11 protein-coding genes are annotated in these 14,144 nt (G+C 63.1%); 2 read left to right on the top strand and 9 right to left on the bottom strand.

From position 1 onward, the window contains the following. Nucleotides 1-43 precede the first annotated feature (43 nt). The 4 genes from ABIE62_RS08195 to ABIE62_RS08180 are packed head-to-tail and all read right to left on the bottom strand — an operon-like array spanning nt 44 to nt 4,770. A complete protein-coding gene (locus tag ABIE62_RS08195; protein ID WP_454184728.1) occupies nt 44-1,108 on the bottom strand; it encodes a DNA polymerase III subunit delta in 1,065 nt (354 codons plus the stop codon). Next, nucleotides 1,105-1,605 (bottom strand): LPS assembly lipoprotein LptE, encoded by a 501-nt coding sequence (gene lptE / locus ABIE62_RS08190; protein ID WP_354325097.1) that lies wholly within the window; start codon nt 1,603-1,605, stop codon nt 1,105-1,107. The genes ABIE62_RS08195 and lptE overlap by 4 nt, the downstream gene beginning before the upstream one ends. Continuing rightward, on the bottom strand, nt 1,605-4,310 hold the full coding sequence (gene leuS / locus ABIE62_RS08185) for a leucine--tRNA ligase (RefSeq protein WP_354325095.1): 2,706 nt from the start codon (nt 4,308-4,310) through the stop codon (nt 1,605-1,607). Before leuS ends, lptE begins: the two co-directional genes overlap by 1 nt. A gap of 25 nt (nt 4,311-4,335) precedes the next feature. After that, nucleotides 4,336-4,770 (bottom strand): DUF3576 domain-containing protein, encoded by a 435-nt coding sequence (locus tag ABIE62_RS08180; RefSeq protein ID WP_354325302.1) that lies wholly within the window; start codon nt 4,768-4,770, stop codon nt 4,336-4,338. Nucleotides 4,771-5,122: 352 nt separating this feature from the next. On the opposite strand from ABIE62_RS08180, the gene ABIE62_RS08175 reads away from it, so the two are divergent. Beyond that, a complete protein-coding gene (locus ABIE62_RS08175) occupies nt 5,123-5,881 on the top strand; it encodes a hypothetical protein (protein ID WP_354325093.1) in 759 nt (252 codons plus the stop codon). A gap of 234 nt (nt 5,882-6,115) precedes the next feature. Beyond that, the gene (gene phbB, locus ABIE62_RS08170) at nt 6,116-6,838 is read left to right on the top strand and encodes an acetoacetyl-CoA reductase (RefSeq protein WP_354325091.1); all 723 of its coding nucleotides are present in this window, start codon (nt 6,116-6,118) and stop codon (nt 6,836-6,838) included. Between the two features lie 38 nt (nt 6,839-6,876). Here phbB and ABIE62_RS08165 read toward each other — a convergent pair whose 3' ends face one another. From ABIE62_RS08165 to ABIE62_RS08145, 5 genes are all read right to left on the bottom strand, one after another. Further along, nucleotides 6,877-7,632 carry a helix-turn-helix domain-containing protein gene (locus ABIE62_RS08165; RefSeq protein ID WP_354325089.1) on the bottom strand — a complete coding sequence of 252 codons (756 nt, stop codon included), beginning with the start codon at nt 7,630-7,632 and terminating at the stop codon, nt 6,877-6,879. A gap of 307 nt (nt 7,633-7,939) precedes the next feature. Next, nucleotides 7,940-11,095 carry an efflux RND transporter permease subunit gene (locus ABIE62_RS08160; RefSeq protein WP_354325087.1) on the bottom strand — a complete coding sequence of 1,052 codons (3,156 nt, stop codon included), beginning with the start codon at nt 11,093-11,095 and terminating at the stop codon, nt 7,940-7,942. Nucleotides 11,096-11,109: 14 nt separating this feature from the next. Further along, on the bottom strand, nt 11,110-12,354 hold the full coding sequence (locus tag ABIE62_RS08155; protein WP_354325086.1) for an efflux RND transporter periplasmic adaptor subunit: 1,245 nt from the start codon (nt 12,352-12,354) through the stop codon (nt 11,110-11,112). Continuing rightward, the gene (locus ABIE62_RS08150; RefSeq protein WP_354325084.1) at nt 12,351-13,583 is read right to left on the bottom strand and encodes a TolC family protein; all 1,233 of its coding nucleotides are present in this window, start codon (nt 13,581-13,583) and stop codon (nt 12,351-12,353) included. Before ABIE62_RS08150 ends, ABIE62_RS08155 begins: the two co-directional genes overlap by 4 nt. 63 nt (nt 13,584-13,646) lie before the next feature. Beyond that, the gene (locus ABIE62_RS08145) at nt 13,647-14,000 is read right to left on the bottom strand and encodes a hypothetical protein (protein WP_354325082.1); all 354 of its coding nucleotides are present in this window, start codon (nt 13,998-14,000) and stop codon (nt 13,647-13,649) included. Nucleotides 14,001-14,144: the final 144 nt, after the last annotated feature.

Raw genomic sequence — 14,144 nt, 5'->3', positions numbered from 1 at the left:
GGAAAGGTCTGAGCAACAGCGACGTGCAATTCGTCACAACTAATTATCGTTTCGCGGCAAATCGGGCGATTTCGGTCAGTTCCTGCGCCAGCAGCAGCTCCGCCGCCTGACTATTGGCAAGCAGCGTGCGGTGCAATCCGATCAGTCGCGGGATCAGCCGGTCGAGCCGGGTTTCGCGCCCGCCGCGTGCGGCCGGCTGGGTCCAGCGTTCAAATTGCTGGATGATCGCGCGCTCTTCACGAAAGAAGATGCCGAGCTGCATTTTCTCGCCTGGCCCGAGCGACGGGATCTTGCCATTGGTGCCGATCTTCGCCGCGATCTGCGCCAATTGCGCAGCGCGCCTTTCGAGCGCGAGCGCGACGCCGACCGGGTTCAGCCCCAGCTCGCGCATCCGCCGCACCTCCCCGCCGATCCGGCCCACCTCTCCGCCCAGCACCGCGTTGACCAGCGGGGCAAAGCCGTCCTCCTCGGTCGCCGCGCCAATCGCGGCGTGATCTTCAAGGCTGGCGGGCTTGGGAGCCTGCGGATCGGCATCGCAATAGAGCGCCAACTTGGTGACTTCGGACTGTGCCAGCCGCACATCAAGCCCGGCCCCGCGCGCGATCCGTTCGGCCAGATCGCCGCCCAGCCGCAGGCCCGCCGCGTCCGCCATCCCCCGCACCGCGCCTGCGACCGACCCGAGATCGGGCGGGTGGAACATCGCCACCATCGCATCTTTGCGCTTTTCAAGCAGCTTGGCGGTGCGCGATTTGTCGGTCGCCGATGTCGCGATCACCAGCACCGGAGCCGCCGCGCCCGCGCCTGCATCGGCGGTTTCGATCAGGATTTGCAGCGCATCATGCGCTTCGTCTCCGCTGGCGCGCACCCAGATATGGCGCTGCCCGCCGAACAGCGAGGTGGAGCGCGCCTCGTCCCCCAGCAGCGCGGGATCGCGTTTGAGATCGGCTCCGGTCAGTTCCACCCGGTCGCCCGCGTCGGGTAGCGCGGCGGCGATGCGATTGGCAGCCGCGCTCGCCCCGGCTTCATCGGGGCCGCAGAAGAAGAACATCCGCGCCGCCTGCGTGCCGGGCGGCAGGCCGCGAGCGAAATCGCTGTTCTTGGCCTTCACTGGCTCACTGCGGCGCGATTGCGCAGCGTCAGCGCAACCTGCGTCACGATCCGGTCAGCCACATCGACGGCAAGGTTTTCAAGCGCTTTCTGTTCGGCAGCGATGGTAGCATATTCAGAACTCACCACGTCGATCCCGGCATCCGATTCGGCGGTCGCATCCAGCAGCACCGTGTCCGTAGCCAGATCGATCAGCTGATAGCGCGCGCGCAAGATCCGGCGTTCGCGGCTGATCGTATCATCGTTGAGCACGCCCAATGCCTCAAGCGCATCATCAAGCCGCACGTCAAGGCGGTAGGCAGGCGTGGTGTGCCCAGCCGCGCCCAGCCGCGCTTCAAGCGCGTTCTTGACCAGCCACCCGTCGCGTCCGTCAATCGCGGGCACATCAACCGCAGCGATCCCTTGCGCCACCGCCGAAGTCCCGCCGCCCGCATACATCGGCGACAGGCCGCAGGCGGACACGGCAAGGGCGGCACAAAGGGCGAGAGCAACGCGCATCAGGTAACGATATTGACCAAACGATCGGGCACCACAATCACTTTGCGCACCGCCGCGCCATCAATCGAGCGTTGCAGATTGGCCGAGGCCAGCGCCAGCGCCTCCAGCGTGTCCTTCGACGCTCCCTTGGGCGCGGTGATGGTATCGCGCAGCTTGCCCATGTGTTGCAGCGCGATGGTGACTTCATCATCGACCAGCAGTGCGGGATCGACTGCGGGCCACGGCGCATCGGCGATGAGTTCTGAATACTCGTCTCTCATGGTTGAAATAAATTTCGACTTTTCAGTAGGATAAATAAATTTTGCCCAGACTTCCTCGGCCAGATGCGGCATCATCGGCGCGACCATGTGCACCAGCGCGCGGATCGCGGCGGAGCGGCTGGCCGAGGGTGCGGATTTTTCAGCCGCGCCGGTCAACTCGTAAATCCGCGCGACAGCCTTGTTGAAGCCCAGCGCCTCGATATCGGCGGCAACCGCAGCGATGGTCTGGTGGGCCTTGCGGTCGAGGCTCTTGTCTTCGCCCGTCGCGCCCGCGTCATAGGCGTTGAACAGCCGCCACAGCCGTTGCACGAAGCGCGCACAGCCCTCGATCCCCGCATCGGACCACGGGAGATCGCGTTCCGGCGGCGAATCCGACAGCATGAACCACCGCACCGCATCCGCCCCGTGGCGGGCGATGATCGCATCGGGATCGACGACGTTCTTCTTCGACTTCGACATCTTGATGACGCGGCCGATGTCGACTTCTTCACCACTGAATTTAATGAAAGCCTTGTTGCCTTCTCGACGAATTTGATCGGGGCTGAAGTAAACAACACGTTCTCGAGCAGGCTCCCCAGTCGAAACATCAATCCATTGATCGCCAACTTTTTTGAACTCGAGTGGCTCAGAATCTTGGTATTGACCGGGGACGAACGGACGGACACGAGAAATTTCGATGGCGCTATAAGTCTCATGCGTCACCATGCCTTGCGTAAACAGCGCCGCGAAAGGCTCCTTCACCGCGATCTGCCCCATGTGTGCGAGCGCCCGCGTCCAGAACCGGGCGTAGAGCAGGTGCAAAATCGCGTGTTCGATCCCGCCGATATAGTGCTGCACCGGCATCCATTTGGCGACCTCTTCCGGGTCGAACGGACGGTCGGCAGGCTGGCTGGCAAAGCGCAGGAAATACCACGAGGAATCCACAAAGGTATCGAGCGTATCGGTCTCACGCAGCGCGGCGCACCCGCACTTGGGGCAGTCCACGTGCTTCCACGTCGGGTGGCGCTCCAACGGGTTGCCGGGGATATCAAAGCTGACATCATCGGGCAGCGTCACCGGCAGCTGATCCTTGGGCACCGGCACCACGCCGCACGCCTCACAATGGATGAACGGGATCGGCGTACCCCAGTACCGCTGGCGCGAAACACCCCAATCGCGCAGCCGCCACACGGTGCGCCCGGTGCCCCAGCCTTCGCCCTCGGCGCGGGTAATCACCGCCTGAATGGCATCGTCAACGCTCATGCCATTGAGGAAACCGGAATTGACGATCACCCCGTCGCCGGCTTCCGCCTCACCCTTGAACGGGTCGTCCGCGCGTGCCGGGTCGTTCGCCACCACGCGGGTAATTGGCAGGGCGTATTTGGTCGCAAAATCGAAATCGCGCTGGTCATGCCCCGGCACGCCCATGATCGCGCCGGTGCCGTAATCCATCAGCACGAAATTGGCGATATAGACCGGCAGGTCTGCCCCGGTGAGCGGGTGGCGCGCGGAAATTTCAGTGTCAAAGCCGAGCTTTTCCGCCGTTTCCAGTTCCGCCGCCGTGGTGCCGCCCTTTTTGCAGCGGGCAATGAAGCTGGCGACGTCGCAATTGTTCATCGCCAGCGCCTGTGCCACTGGATGATCGGCGGCCACCGCGACAAAACTCGCGCCGAAAATCGTATCGGGGCGGGTGGTGTAAACCGGGATGCGATCCCCGTTTGACAGGTCGAAACTGAACTCCAGCCCCTGTGACTTGCCGATCCAGTTTTCCTGCATCAGCCGCACTTTTTCGGGCCAATCCTCAAGGCTTTCCAGCCCGGCGAGCAAGTCCTCGGCAAAATCGGTGATCTTCAGGAACCACTGGTTGAGCTTGCGCTTTTCCACCTCGGCACCCGAACGCCAGCCCTTGCCGTCGATCACCTGTTCGTTGGCGAGCACGGTCATGTCGACCGGATCCCAGTTGACCGTGCTTTCCTTGCGATACACGAGGCCCGCTTCGTACAGATCAGCAAACAGCGCCTGTTCGTGGCCGTAATATTCGGGATCGCAGGTGGCAATCTCGCGCGACCAGTCGAGCGCGAAGCCGATGCGCTGCAACTGTGCCTTCATCTGCGCGATGTTCTGGCGCGTCCAGCCGCCGGGGTGCACGCCCTTTTCCATCGCCGCGTTTTCGGCCGGCATCCCGAAAGCGTCCCACCCCATCGGGTGCAACACTTCAAACCCGCGCATCCGCTGATAGCGCGCCAGCACGTCGCCCATGGTGTAATTGCGCACATGGCCCATGTGGATGCGCCCCGAAGGATAGGGGAACATTTCAAGGATGTAGCTTTTGGGCTTTGTGCTGTCCGAATCGGCGGTGAATGTCCCCGCCGCATCCCAGGCGCGCTGCCAGCGTCCGTCTGCGGTGGACGGATCGAACCGCCCCCGACCGTCAATGACGGACGGATCAATACGAATGTCGGTCATACGCAGTGGCCTTGGGCGAAAGGTCTCAGGAGGAAGCGAGCGCCTGTCGGCGCAAATCGCGGGCTTTGGTCAGGATGATGTCTTCCAGCTTCTGCACGGTAGCGGCCTGCACCGGGGCTTCCACCCAGTTTCCGCCGTCGGACACCTGCCGGATAGCGGCCACCCGCAGCGCATCAGCGCGCAGATCCTGATCGAGGATCGTCACCGTCATCTTGACCCGTTCATTGGGATTGGCCGGGTTGGCGTACCAATCGGTCACAATCACCCCGCCCGCGCTGTCCGCCTGCAGCAGCGGCGCAAAGCTGACCGTTTCGAGCGCGGCGCGCCACAAATAGGCGTTGACCCCGATGGTGTTGATCTGCGCGGCCTGCAATTCGGTGCGCGGGCGATCGCTGCCGCCGCACGCGGCCAGCGCAAACAGCGTCCCGCCAATCAGCGCGGCGCGAAGGGTGCGGCGCAGGGCCGGGCGGAAAAGGGCGGAGTTGGCACGTGTCACAGCCGAATAATCCTCATCATCTGTCGTGGTGACGCTCTATAACCCTCAACGCCTGCGCGGCAAGCATCATCCGCCGCAGACCGGCTGACAAAGGCGCCCGGCGGCTTTACCCGCGCTGAACCTGCGCGCCGCATTGCCTGCTGTGTGTATCGCGCCACAGTGTTCAGGGGAATCCGCCCGCGCACGGTAAGACCATTGCAACATTGCAATGTCAGACTATCACATCATAACGGTCCCAATGCGACTCAGCTTCGGTTAATGTCGCATATGGTCTGGTGAAAGCCGGTTGGGGTTACACGGGGGTTCAGGCAAAATTATGAAGGCACGGCCAGACAGGACAGCAAAGGCGCGGCATTCGCTGCCGCTGGTTGTGCTGTGCGGCGTGCTGGCATTGGGCTTGCCGAGCGCCGGGCTGGCGCTGGCCGGTTCGGGTGCGGAAGCCCGCGCTGCATCTTTGGCGGCGATGGGCCTTGATGTGTTCACCCCGGCATCGGTCGATCCTGCACTTGCCGCCCGCGTCGCTGAAAAAGCCCGGGCGCGCGGCATCCGCTTCACTCCCGCCAGCGCCACCCCGATCTCGGGCGAGCGCACGGTGACAGTCGCGGTGCGGGTGGATGATGAAAACGCGCAGGCGATTTCGGTGCGCAAGGCGATTAATGCAGCCCCCGGCCGCGGGATCGGGCTGACCGCGCTTGATACCAGCCGGTTCCAACTGGGATCGGCGCGCGGTTACAAAAGCTTTGCCCGCACGGTCGATCTGAGCGCGAATGTCAACAGCATGAGCCTGCCCGATCTGGCGCAGTTCGAACCATCACGCCCCAAAGCGGATGAGAAGCCCAGCCGCCTGCAGCCGCGGATCGAACTGGAAGACCGCCCAATCGTGGGCCGATCACCCAACACACTCGATTCGATTGGCACGCAGACCGTGGATGTGGGTGGCAGCTTCAGCCTCTCGCCCAACCTCAACGTGACCGCTGGCGTGCGCTATTCGCAGCAACGCGAACGGCTCGATCCGCTGACCAATTCGGTGCAGGATAGCCAAGCGGTCTACGTCGGCACCCAGATCAAGTTCTGATCGGCTGCAAATTGCTGGTCAGCGCGGCTGACTGGTTCAGATCCTTTGCCAGACCCGCGCTTGCTGCGGCTAGGTGCCAGTTAGACCCCTGTTTGACCCCTGCTTGACGGGGCCTTGCCCCCCTCTTGCACGCCGTTTGACCCCGGTTTTCGCGCATAGCTATTCCCCGCTTCCCCTTACGCTACGGCAACGCTAGATTGCTTGTCATAAGACTTGCAAACAAGGGAGAATGCCATGGGCCGGGTTGCCATCGTTACCGGAGGAACGCGCGGAATCGGGGCGGCGATCTGCAAACGCCTCCAACGCCAGGGCCATACGGTCATCGCCAATTACGCCGGGAATGAGGAAAAGGCGCGAGCCTTCACAGCGGAAACCGGCATCCCTGCCTACAAGTGGGACGTGGGCGATCACGAAGCGGCGATGGCGGGCTGCGCCCAAGTCGCCGCCGATCATGGCCCGGTCGATATCGTCGTCAACAACGCCGGGATCACCCGCGACGGCACGCTTCACAGGATGAGCTTTGACGACTGGAACGATGTCATGCGCATCAACCTCGGCGGGTGCTTCAACATGGCCAAGGCAACCTTCCCCGGAATGCGCGAAAGGGGCTGGGGGCGGATCGTCAACATCGGCTCGATCAACGGGCAGGCGGGGCAATACGGGCAGGTCAATTACGCTGCGGCGAAAAGCGGAATTCATGGCTTTACCAAAGCCTTGGCGCAGGAAGGCGCGAAGTTCGGGGTGACTGTCAACGCGATTGCGCCAGGCTATATCGACACCGACATGGTCGCCGCTGTGCCGCCTGCGGTGCTCGAAAAAATCGTGGCGAAAATCCCGGTCGGCCGCCTCGGCATGGCCGAAGAAATCGCCCGCGGCGTGGCGTTTCTGACGAGCGAAAACGGCGGCTTCACGACCGGCTCGACCATGAGCATCAACGGCGGCCAGCATATGTATTGAGGTGGGCGGCGGGTTTGCCGTCGGCTCCCGCCATCACCTCAATCAAACACAACGCCCGCCACCTTCCACGCGCCATCCTCCCACGCCAACGACAGGCTCTCGGTCTGCGCGGTGCCATTGGCGTAGATCGAGCGGAACTTGACCAGCCGGTAGCCTTCGGGCGGAGCGGGGACGTATTCGTTGGCGATCAGATCGCGGGTCAACAGCTTGCCGAGCGGCGGGCGCACGCGCTCGGACACTTCGCTCCAAACCGCAAGCGTGTTGAGGCGGCGGAACTGCGCGCTGGTGGCGGCGTAGCTTTCAGCCCAGCGCGATTCGTCGACCAGCATCAGGAAATCCTCGGCGGCACGCGCGGCGACGCTGGCCGAAGGTTCGGCGGCGACTGGCACCACAGGGGCAGGGGCAAGCAACGACAGCGGTGAGGCAGGCAGGAACAGGGCGGCGAGAATCAGCGACATGGCAAGCACTCCGATCGAGGTAAGGGCGAGGCCGAGCCTCACCCACCGCCGGGTAGCGGATGCCGTTACTGGTGCATCGGGAGGGGTCGCCAAAGCATCCCTCAAAGGCTTGTCCCCCAGCAATTCGGGGGTCTCGTCCTCCTCCGCCAGCAAGCGCCGCGCCGCTTCCCGGCTGCTGGTTACACCCAGCTTGCGCCGCGCATCGCGTAGCCGTTCGTTGACCGTGTGCACCGACAACCCCAATTCTCGCGCCGAGGATTTGGCATCATGCCCGCGCAGGATCAGCCGCAGGGTCTGGCGTTCCTTGTCGGTCAGGGTGTCGAGGGCGGTGGTCATGCGGAGAGGTTTAGGGAGAGGGGCAAAGGCGGGCCACCCCGAATTTTTTGGATTGGCGCGCCGGCCGGCCGGCAGAGAAGACCAAATTCCCGAAAGGGGTGGCGGACACGGCCTTGGCGCACCCGACAGGATTCGAACCTGTGACCTCTGCCTTCGGCAGCGGGTACAAAAAGAGTACGTCAGACTACGAAAATCTACGCTAAAGCACTGTTTTACCGTATTTTGCATTGATTCCAATTTGCGCTGGCGTAACCCTGTTTACGCCGCGGTTTTCGCTTGCCTGCTTACTCCATTGGATGGTTCACACTCATGCTGCGCTTACTCCTGCGGGATCTGCGCGTTCCGACTTGGCCTTCTCCTCTTTCCGGCGATTCACCAGCAGGTAAAGCGCCGGAAGCACGAGGAGGGTCAGGATCGTCGAGGTGATGATCCCGCCGATCACCACGGTGGCGAGCGGTCTTTGCACTTCCGATCCGGCGCCGACATTCACCGCCATGGGCACAAAGCCCAATGAGGCGACCAGAGCGGTCATCAGAACCGGGCGCAGGCGCACAAGCGCCCCGTGCCGGATCGCTTCGGCCAGCCTTTCACCCCCTTCACGCAGATCCCGGATGAACGATAGCATCACCACCCCGTTCAGCACCGCTACCCCGGACAGAGCGATGAACCCCACTCCGGCGGAGATCGAGAACGGAATATCGCGCAGCAGCAGCGCCGCAATGCCGCCTGTCAGAGCCAGTGGCACGCCGGTGAAGACTACGCCCGCATCGCGCCACGACTTGAACAGGGTGTAGAGCAGGCCGAAGATCAGCAGCAGCACCAGCGGCACGACGATCGACAGGCGGGTGGCCGCAGACTGCAACTGTTCGAATGTTCCGCCATATTCGACATAGTAACCAGCGGGCAGTTCCATATCGCTGTCGACCTTGCCCTGCAATTCATCGATAAAGCTGCCGAGATCGCGGTCACGGACATTGGCGGTGATCACTGCACGCCGCTTGCCGTTTTCCCGGCTGACCTGGTTTGGCCCGGCGGCGAGCGTAATATCCGCCAGCTCGCCCAAAGGCACCGAGGCACCATTGGGCAGCGGGACGGGCAGATTGGTCAAGCGGTCAAGGTCGGTGCGAAGGTCCTCGGGCAGGCGCACCACCACCGGAAAACGCCGGTCGCCATCGAAGATCTGGCCCGCCTGCTGCCCTCCGGTCGCGATGGAGACGATATCCTGCACCGTTGACATGCTGACGCCATAGCTCGCCAGCATGTCGCGCTTGGGAACGATCGAGAGCACCGGAAGGCCGGTCACCTGTTCGAGCTTCACGTCTGCCGCGCCCGGAACGCTGGCAACGATCTCTTCGAGTTCCTGCCCGCTGGCAATCAGCTGATCGAGATCATCGCCAAACAGCTTGACTGCGACATCTGCTCGAACCCCGGCAATCAGCTCGTTCATACGCATCTGGACAGGCTGAGTGAACTCGTAATTGTTGCCGGGGATCAGATCGACGGCCGCATTTAGTTCAGCGATGAGCTGTTCGCGAGGCTTGCGCGGATCGGGCCATTCCTCCCGCGGCTTCAGCATGATGAAGTTGTCCGCGACCGAAGGGGGCATCGGATCGGTGGCGACATCGGGCGTGCCGATCTTGGCAAACACCCGCTCCACCTCCGGGAACTGGCGAATGCGCTCCTCCAGTGTTTCCTGCATCTTGATCGCCTGCGACAGGCTGGTGCCCGGAATGCGCAGCGCGTGCATGGCGATATCGCCTTCATCGAGCTGCGGAATGAATTCCGAGCCAAGCCGCGTCGCCCCGAAGCCCGCCACCGCAATCAGCAGCACTGCTCCTGCAACAACGGGCTTGGGACGGGAAAGCACCTTTTCAAGCAGCGGAGCGTAGCGCGTGGAAAGCCAGCGCATGACCCGGTTCTCCTTCTCCTCGACTTTGCCGGTCACGAACATGGCGACTGCGGCAGGCACAAGCGTGAGCGACAGGATCATCGCTGCGGTCAGCGCGAGCACCACGGTGATCGCCATCGGATGGAAGGTCTTGCCCTCGATCCCTTCGAGCGCGAAGATCGGCAGATAGACTGCTGTGATGATGATGATCCCGAAGATACTGGGCCGGATTACCTCGGCGCTGGCCGAAGCGACCAGCCCGAACCGCTCGTCCCGGTTGAGCAGGCGGCCCAGGCGGTGCTGCTGTTCTCCCAGACGCCGCAGACAGTTCTCGACGATGATCACCGCCCCATCAACGATCAGACCGAAGTCGAGCGCGCCGAGGCTCATCAGATTGGCCGAGGTGCGCGTTGCCAACATCCCCGTCAGCGCCATCAGCATTGCCACGGGAATCACCGCTGCTGTAATCAGCGCGGCGCGGAAATTGCCGAGCAGCAGGAACAGCACCACGACCACCAGCAAGGCGCCTTCGGCGAGGTTCTTCTCGACGGTGGCAATCGTGCGCTCGACCAGTTCCGTGCGGTCGTAAAGCGGGTGCGCGACGATGCCTTCGGGCAATGAGGCGGTGACCTGCTTCAATCGATCGGCAGTAGCCTGTGCCACCATGCGCGGATTTTCGCCCGTCAGCATCAGCACTGTGCCGAGCACGATCTCGCGCCCATTTTCGGTCGCTGCACCAGTGCGCAGTTCAGAACCAATAGTGACCTCTGCCACGTCGGATACGCGGATCGGCACGCCGCCTCGGGTGGCGATGACGATTGTGCCGAGGTCGGCTTCGTTAACTGCCTGACCCGGCACGCGGATCAGGATCTGTTCCCCGCCGCGGTCAACATAGCCCGCGCCGCGATTGGCATTGTTTTGTTCCAGCGCCTCGACCACGTCGGTTAGCGACAGGCCGAGCGCAGCCAGCTGCACCGGATCAGGGGTGACATGATATTGCCGTTCATAGCCGCCGACGGTGTTCACCTCGGCAACGCCCGGTATGGTGCGTAATTGCGGGCGCACCACCCAATCTGACAGGGTGCGCAGATCGGTTGGCGTCCATTCACTGCCATCCGGCTTGCGCGCGCCCGGCTCGGGCTCGATCGCAAACATGAAGATTTCGCCAAGCCCGGTGGCGATTGGGCCCATCTGCGGCTCGATCCCGCCTGGCAACTGGCTCTTCACCTGCTGGATGCGTTCATTGACCAGCTGCCGCGCAAAATAGATGTCGGTGCCGTCCTCGAACACAACCGTCACCTGGCTCAGGCCGTAGCGCGAGATCGAACGGGTGTATTCGAGCTTCGGGAGACCGGAAATGGCGGTCTCGATCGGGAAGGTGATGCGCTGTTCTGACTCCAGCGGCGAAAAGCCTTCAGCCTCGGTGTTGATCTGCACCTGGACATTGGTGATGTCCGGCACGGCATCGATGGGAAGGCGCAGGGCGCTCCACACCCCCAGCGCGCTCACCAGCGCGACAAGGGCAAGGACAAACCAGCGCTGGCGGATCGATAGTCCGACGATACGTTCAAGCATGATCTGGTCTTTCCTTAATGGTCGTGGCTCGCGCCGGACTTTTCGATGTCCGCGCGCACAAGGAAGGAGCTTGCCGTGACATAGGGCGTGCCGGGTTCGATCCCCGCGAGCACCTCGGTAAATTCGGCACCTTTGCGTCCGAGTTCCAGCATCCGCACTTCGTAGGCATTGCCATAACGGGCATAGACCACCTGAAAGTCGCGGAAGGGCTGGATAGCCACGGTTCGGACCGCGAGCGGAACACTTTGCTCGTTGACGATCAAGCGCCCGCGCATCGCCATGCCAGACCGGATCCACCCCCCGCGATTGGGGATTGCGGCACGGATCAGCGCGGTTCCCGCCTGCGGATTGCCTTCGGCCAGATATTGCCCAAGCGTCGAAGTGCCGACCTCGCGCCCGTCCTGCGACGCCACGGTGATACGCATACCGGGACGCACAATGCCCAGATCCCGGGGGAATATGTTGAAAACTACCGTGGTCGCAGAAGGGTTGGTGATGACGAAAAGCGGCTCCCCGCCGGTCATATTGCCTGGGTTTCCACCGCGTTCAGCCACCACACCGCTGACGGTGGAATAGACCGGATAGACCTGTAAGCTTTCCGAAGATTCGATCCGGGCCAGCAGTTCGCCTTGCTTTACAAAATCACCAACCTGCTTGGTGACCGAGACGACCCGGCCCGGAAATTGTCCGCGGATTTCAGAGCGGGCGGAAGGGTTGAGCTCGACCGTGCCGTAAAGCTCGCGTTCGTCGCCGATGGTGGCAGGCCCGGCTGCCTCCACCTTGATGCCGCCTTGCTCGGCCGCCTCAGGGGTGATCGTAGTGCGGCCTTCGTAATTCTGGTAGCTCCACTTGCTGCGTTTGCCATTGACCGCAGCGACCACTTCGACATCGAAGCTGTGCGGTTCGCCCACGACGCCCTGACCAGCAAGAAAGTCTCCCTCGGGCTTGAAAGCGAAGCGATCCACTTTGCCGCCGAGGCGCGAAAGGGTGATGGCGAGGTCGACCTTGGCCGGATCAAGCGGCTTGCCGTCAAGGAAGGGATAGACGCGGTATTGCGGCTCCTGTCCGGTCTCGAAAATCGTGATTTCGAGGCCGAGCGTGCCATCGGTCAGCAGTTTGCCGCCATGCGGGCCTTTGGGCGCTTCGGCGGCTTCGGCCTCGCCGTTTTCGGCGTGCTGCGGATCAGAGCCGCAGGCTGCGAGCGTTCCCGCCAAAAACGCCAGCGGCGCGAGGCGAACGAGGATGTGTATGTTAGTCATGGAAGTGTCTCCGCGGCCCCGTCGAAGCGGCCAGTCAGTCGGTCAATTTCGGATTGGGCGTCGCGGAATTCGGTCATCGCTTCGGCCCATTGCTGCTGCACGGTGACGGTCGCATCGGCCGCATCCTGCACATCGGAAAAGCGGAAGCCGCCGCGATTATAGCCCTCGCGCACCTGTTCGAGTGTCTTGACCGTTTGCGGGTAGACCTGATGCATCAGGCCATCCGCGCGCGCTGCTGCCGCACTGGCCTGCGCCCGCAACTGGGCGAGCCGCCGCAGACGGGCGAGACGGTCAGCTTCAGCTTCGGCTTCAATCCGCTGCCGCTGCGCCTGTGCCTGCGCGATGTTGCCCTGATTGCGGTCGAACCGCCCGAGTGGGATCGATACAGAGGCGACCAGGGCGGCATCATTGGTCTCGCGCAGGAAGCGCACGCCGCCGCCGACGGTGTAATCCTGCCGCGCGCGCGATTGTTCGAGCACCACCCCGGCGCTCGCCTGTGCCACAGCTGCCTCGCGCACCGAGGCATCGACATGCGCGAGAGTTGGCTTCACAGAAGCGGGCTTCTCGATGCCCTCGGCCACTTCCAGCGCCGCGCCATCGCCGCCCCAGTAAGACGCGAGCAGCGCGCGCGCCGCATCCGCACGGGCCTTGGTCTGCTCCAGCGCCAGTTCCGCGCTGGTGATTCGCGCGGCCATCTGGGTCTCGACGAACAGCGGGTCACGATAGCCACGCACCCGGCGGAGCGCCTCGACCTGCAATTCGCGCTCGGTCTCCAGCCGGCGACCGGCGATCCAGACGAGCTGATCGGCAATCTGCACGTCGATGAAGGCGCGCTGCACCTGCGCGGCCAGATCCAACCGCCGCTGACGAGCCTGCGCATCGGCCAGATCGAGCCCGCGCGCTGCATAGGCGAGCCGTGCATCGCGCTTGTTGCCGCGTTCGATGCGCTGCTCATAAGTGAGCGTCACCTGCGATTGTCCGAAGGCGTTGAAGGGACCGGTTCCGGCGAAATCTTCCGTCTCAAGCGTCACGACAGGGTTGGGTCTGACCCCGGCCTGCGTGATCCCGGCTCTTGCGCCCTCGACCGATGCCCGTGCGGCAACAACCTCAGGCGAGGCGCCGACGGCACGGTCAATCGCGGCCTCAAGCGTCAGCGGCTCAGCTGAAAGCCCAGCTGACCACAGCCCTGCGACCCCTGCAAGCAGGGTCGCACAAATTCTCGTATTCATTGGGAAACATCCCTTGGCTAACTGCTAGATTACGCGTGTCTTTCCAGCACGCGGTGAAGGCAGTCAGGGCTTGGGAGGGTTTAGCGGCGGTGCGCGCATGGTCGATCCAAGTGGTTTGATGGCCGCAGGCTTGAACCGCTCACTGCCAACGAAGTCAGCATCCTGACACGGGTCCATATCAACCGCTGCAAAACTGGGGCAGTGATGGTGCGAACCATACTGATCGCTTGCATCCGGCTGCGAGGAACTGCCTTCGTCGTGCTGGTCGGCATGATGCGCGCTGAAATGTTGCGGATCGCCCTCGTGCGACTCCGCTGGCCCGGCGTGGATGCCGGACACGAGCAACGCCATGGCGGCGAAAAGGGCGAAAACGATGCGCACGTTCCAGAGATAGCCGACGGTTTGGGGAATAGCCACTGTCACTGCATGAACTTTTTCAGGTCGGGCAGATCCCCACAGGATAGCCGAGGTGCCAAGCAGGCAAATGCAGACTCCGATCGCGTCCCTACGGTCAGGCCTGACCCCTTCTGCGATTCACAACCAGTCCAGCGCCGATAGGAT

The sequence above is a fragment of the Porphyrobacter sp. MBR-155 genome, assembly GCF_040547625.1.
Lineage (GTDB): Bacteria > Pseudomonadota > Alphaproteobacteria > Sphingomonadales > Sphingomonadaceae > Erythrobacter.
The sequence above is the reverse complement of the archived record's forward strand: the minus strand, read 5'-3'. Positions and strand labels throughout refer to the sequence as shown.

Coding starts and splice junctions, on each gene's coding strand:
- lptE (WP_354325097.1), bottom strand. CDS start 1,605: ATGCGCGTTGCTCTCGCCCTTTGTGCCGCCCTTGCCGTGTCCGCCTGC.
- leuS (WP_354325095.1), bottom strand. CDS start 4,310: ATGACCGACATTCGTATTGATCCGTCCGTCATTGACGGTCGGGGGCGG.
- ABIE62_RS08175 (WP_354325093.1), top strand. CDS start 5,123: ATGAAGGCACGGCCAGACAGGACAGCAAAGGCGCGGCATTCGCTGCCG.
- phbB (WP_354325091.1), top strand. CDS start 6,116: ATGGGCCGGGTTGCCATCGTTACCGGAGGAACGCGCGGAATCGGGGCG.
- ABIE62_RS08165 (WP_354325089.1), bottom strand. CDS start 7,632: ATGACCACCGCCCTCGACACCCTGACCGACAAGGAACGCCAGACCCTG.
- ABIE62_RS08160 (WP_354325087.1), bottom strand. CDS start 11,095: ATGCTTGAACGTATCGTCGGACTATCGATCCGCCAGCGCTGGTTTGTC.
- ABIE62_RS08155 (WP_354325086.1), bottom strand. CDS start 12,354: ATGACTAACATACACATCCTCGTTCGCCTCGCGCCGCTGGCGTTTTTG.
- ABIE62_RS08150 (WP_354325084.1), bottom strand. CDS start 13,583: ATGAATACGAGAATTTGTGCGACCCTGCTTGCAGGGGTCGCAGGGCTG.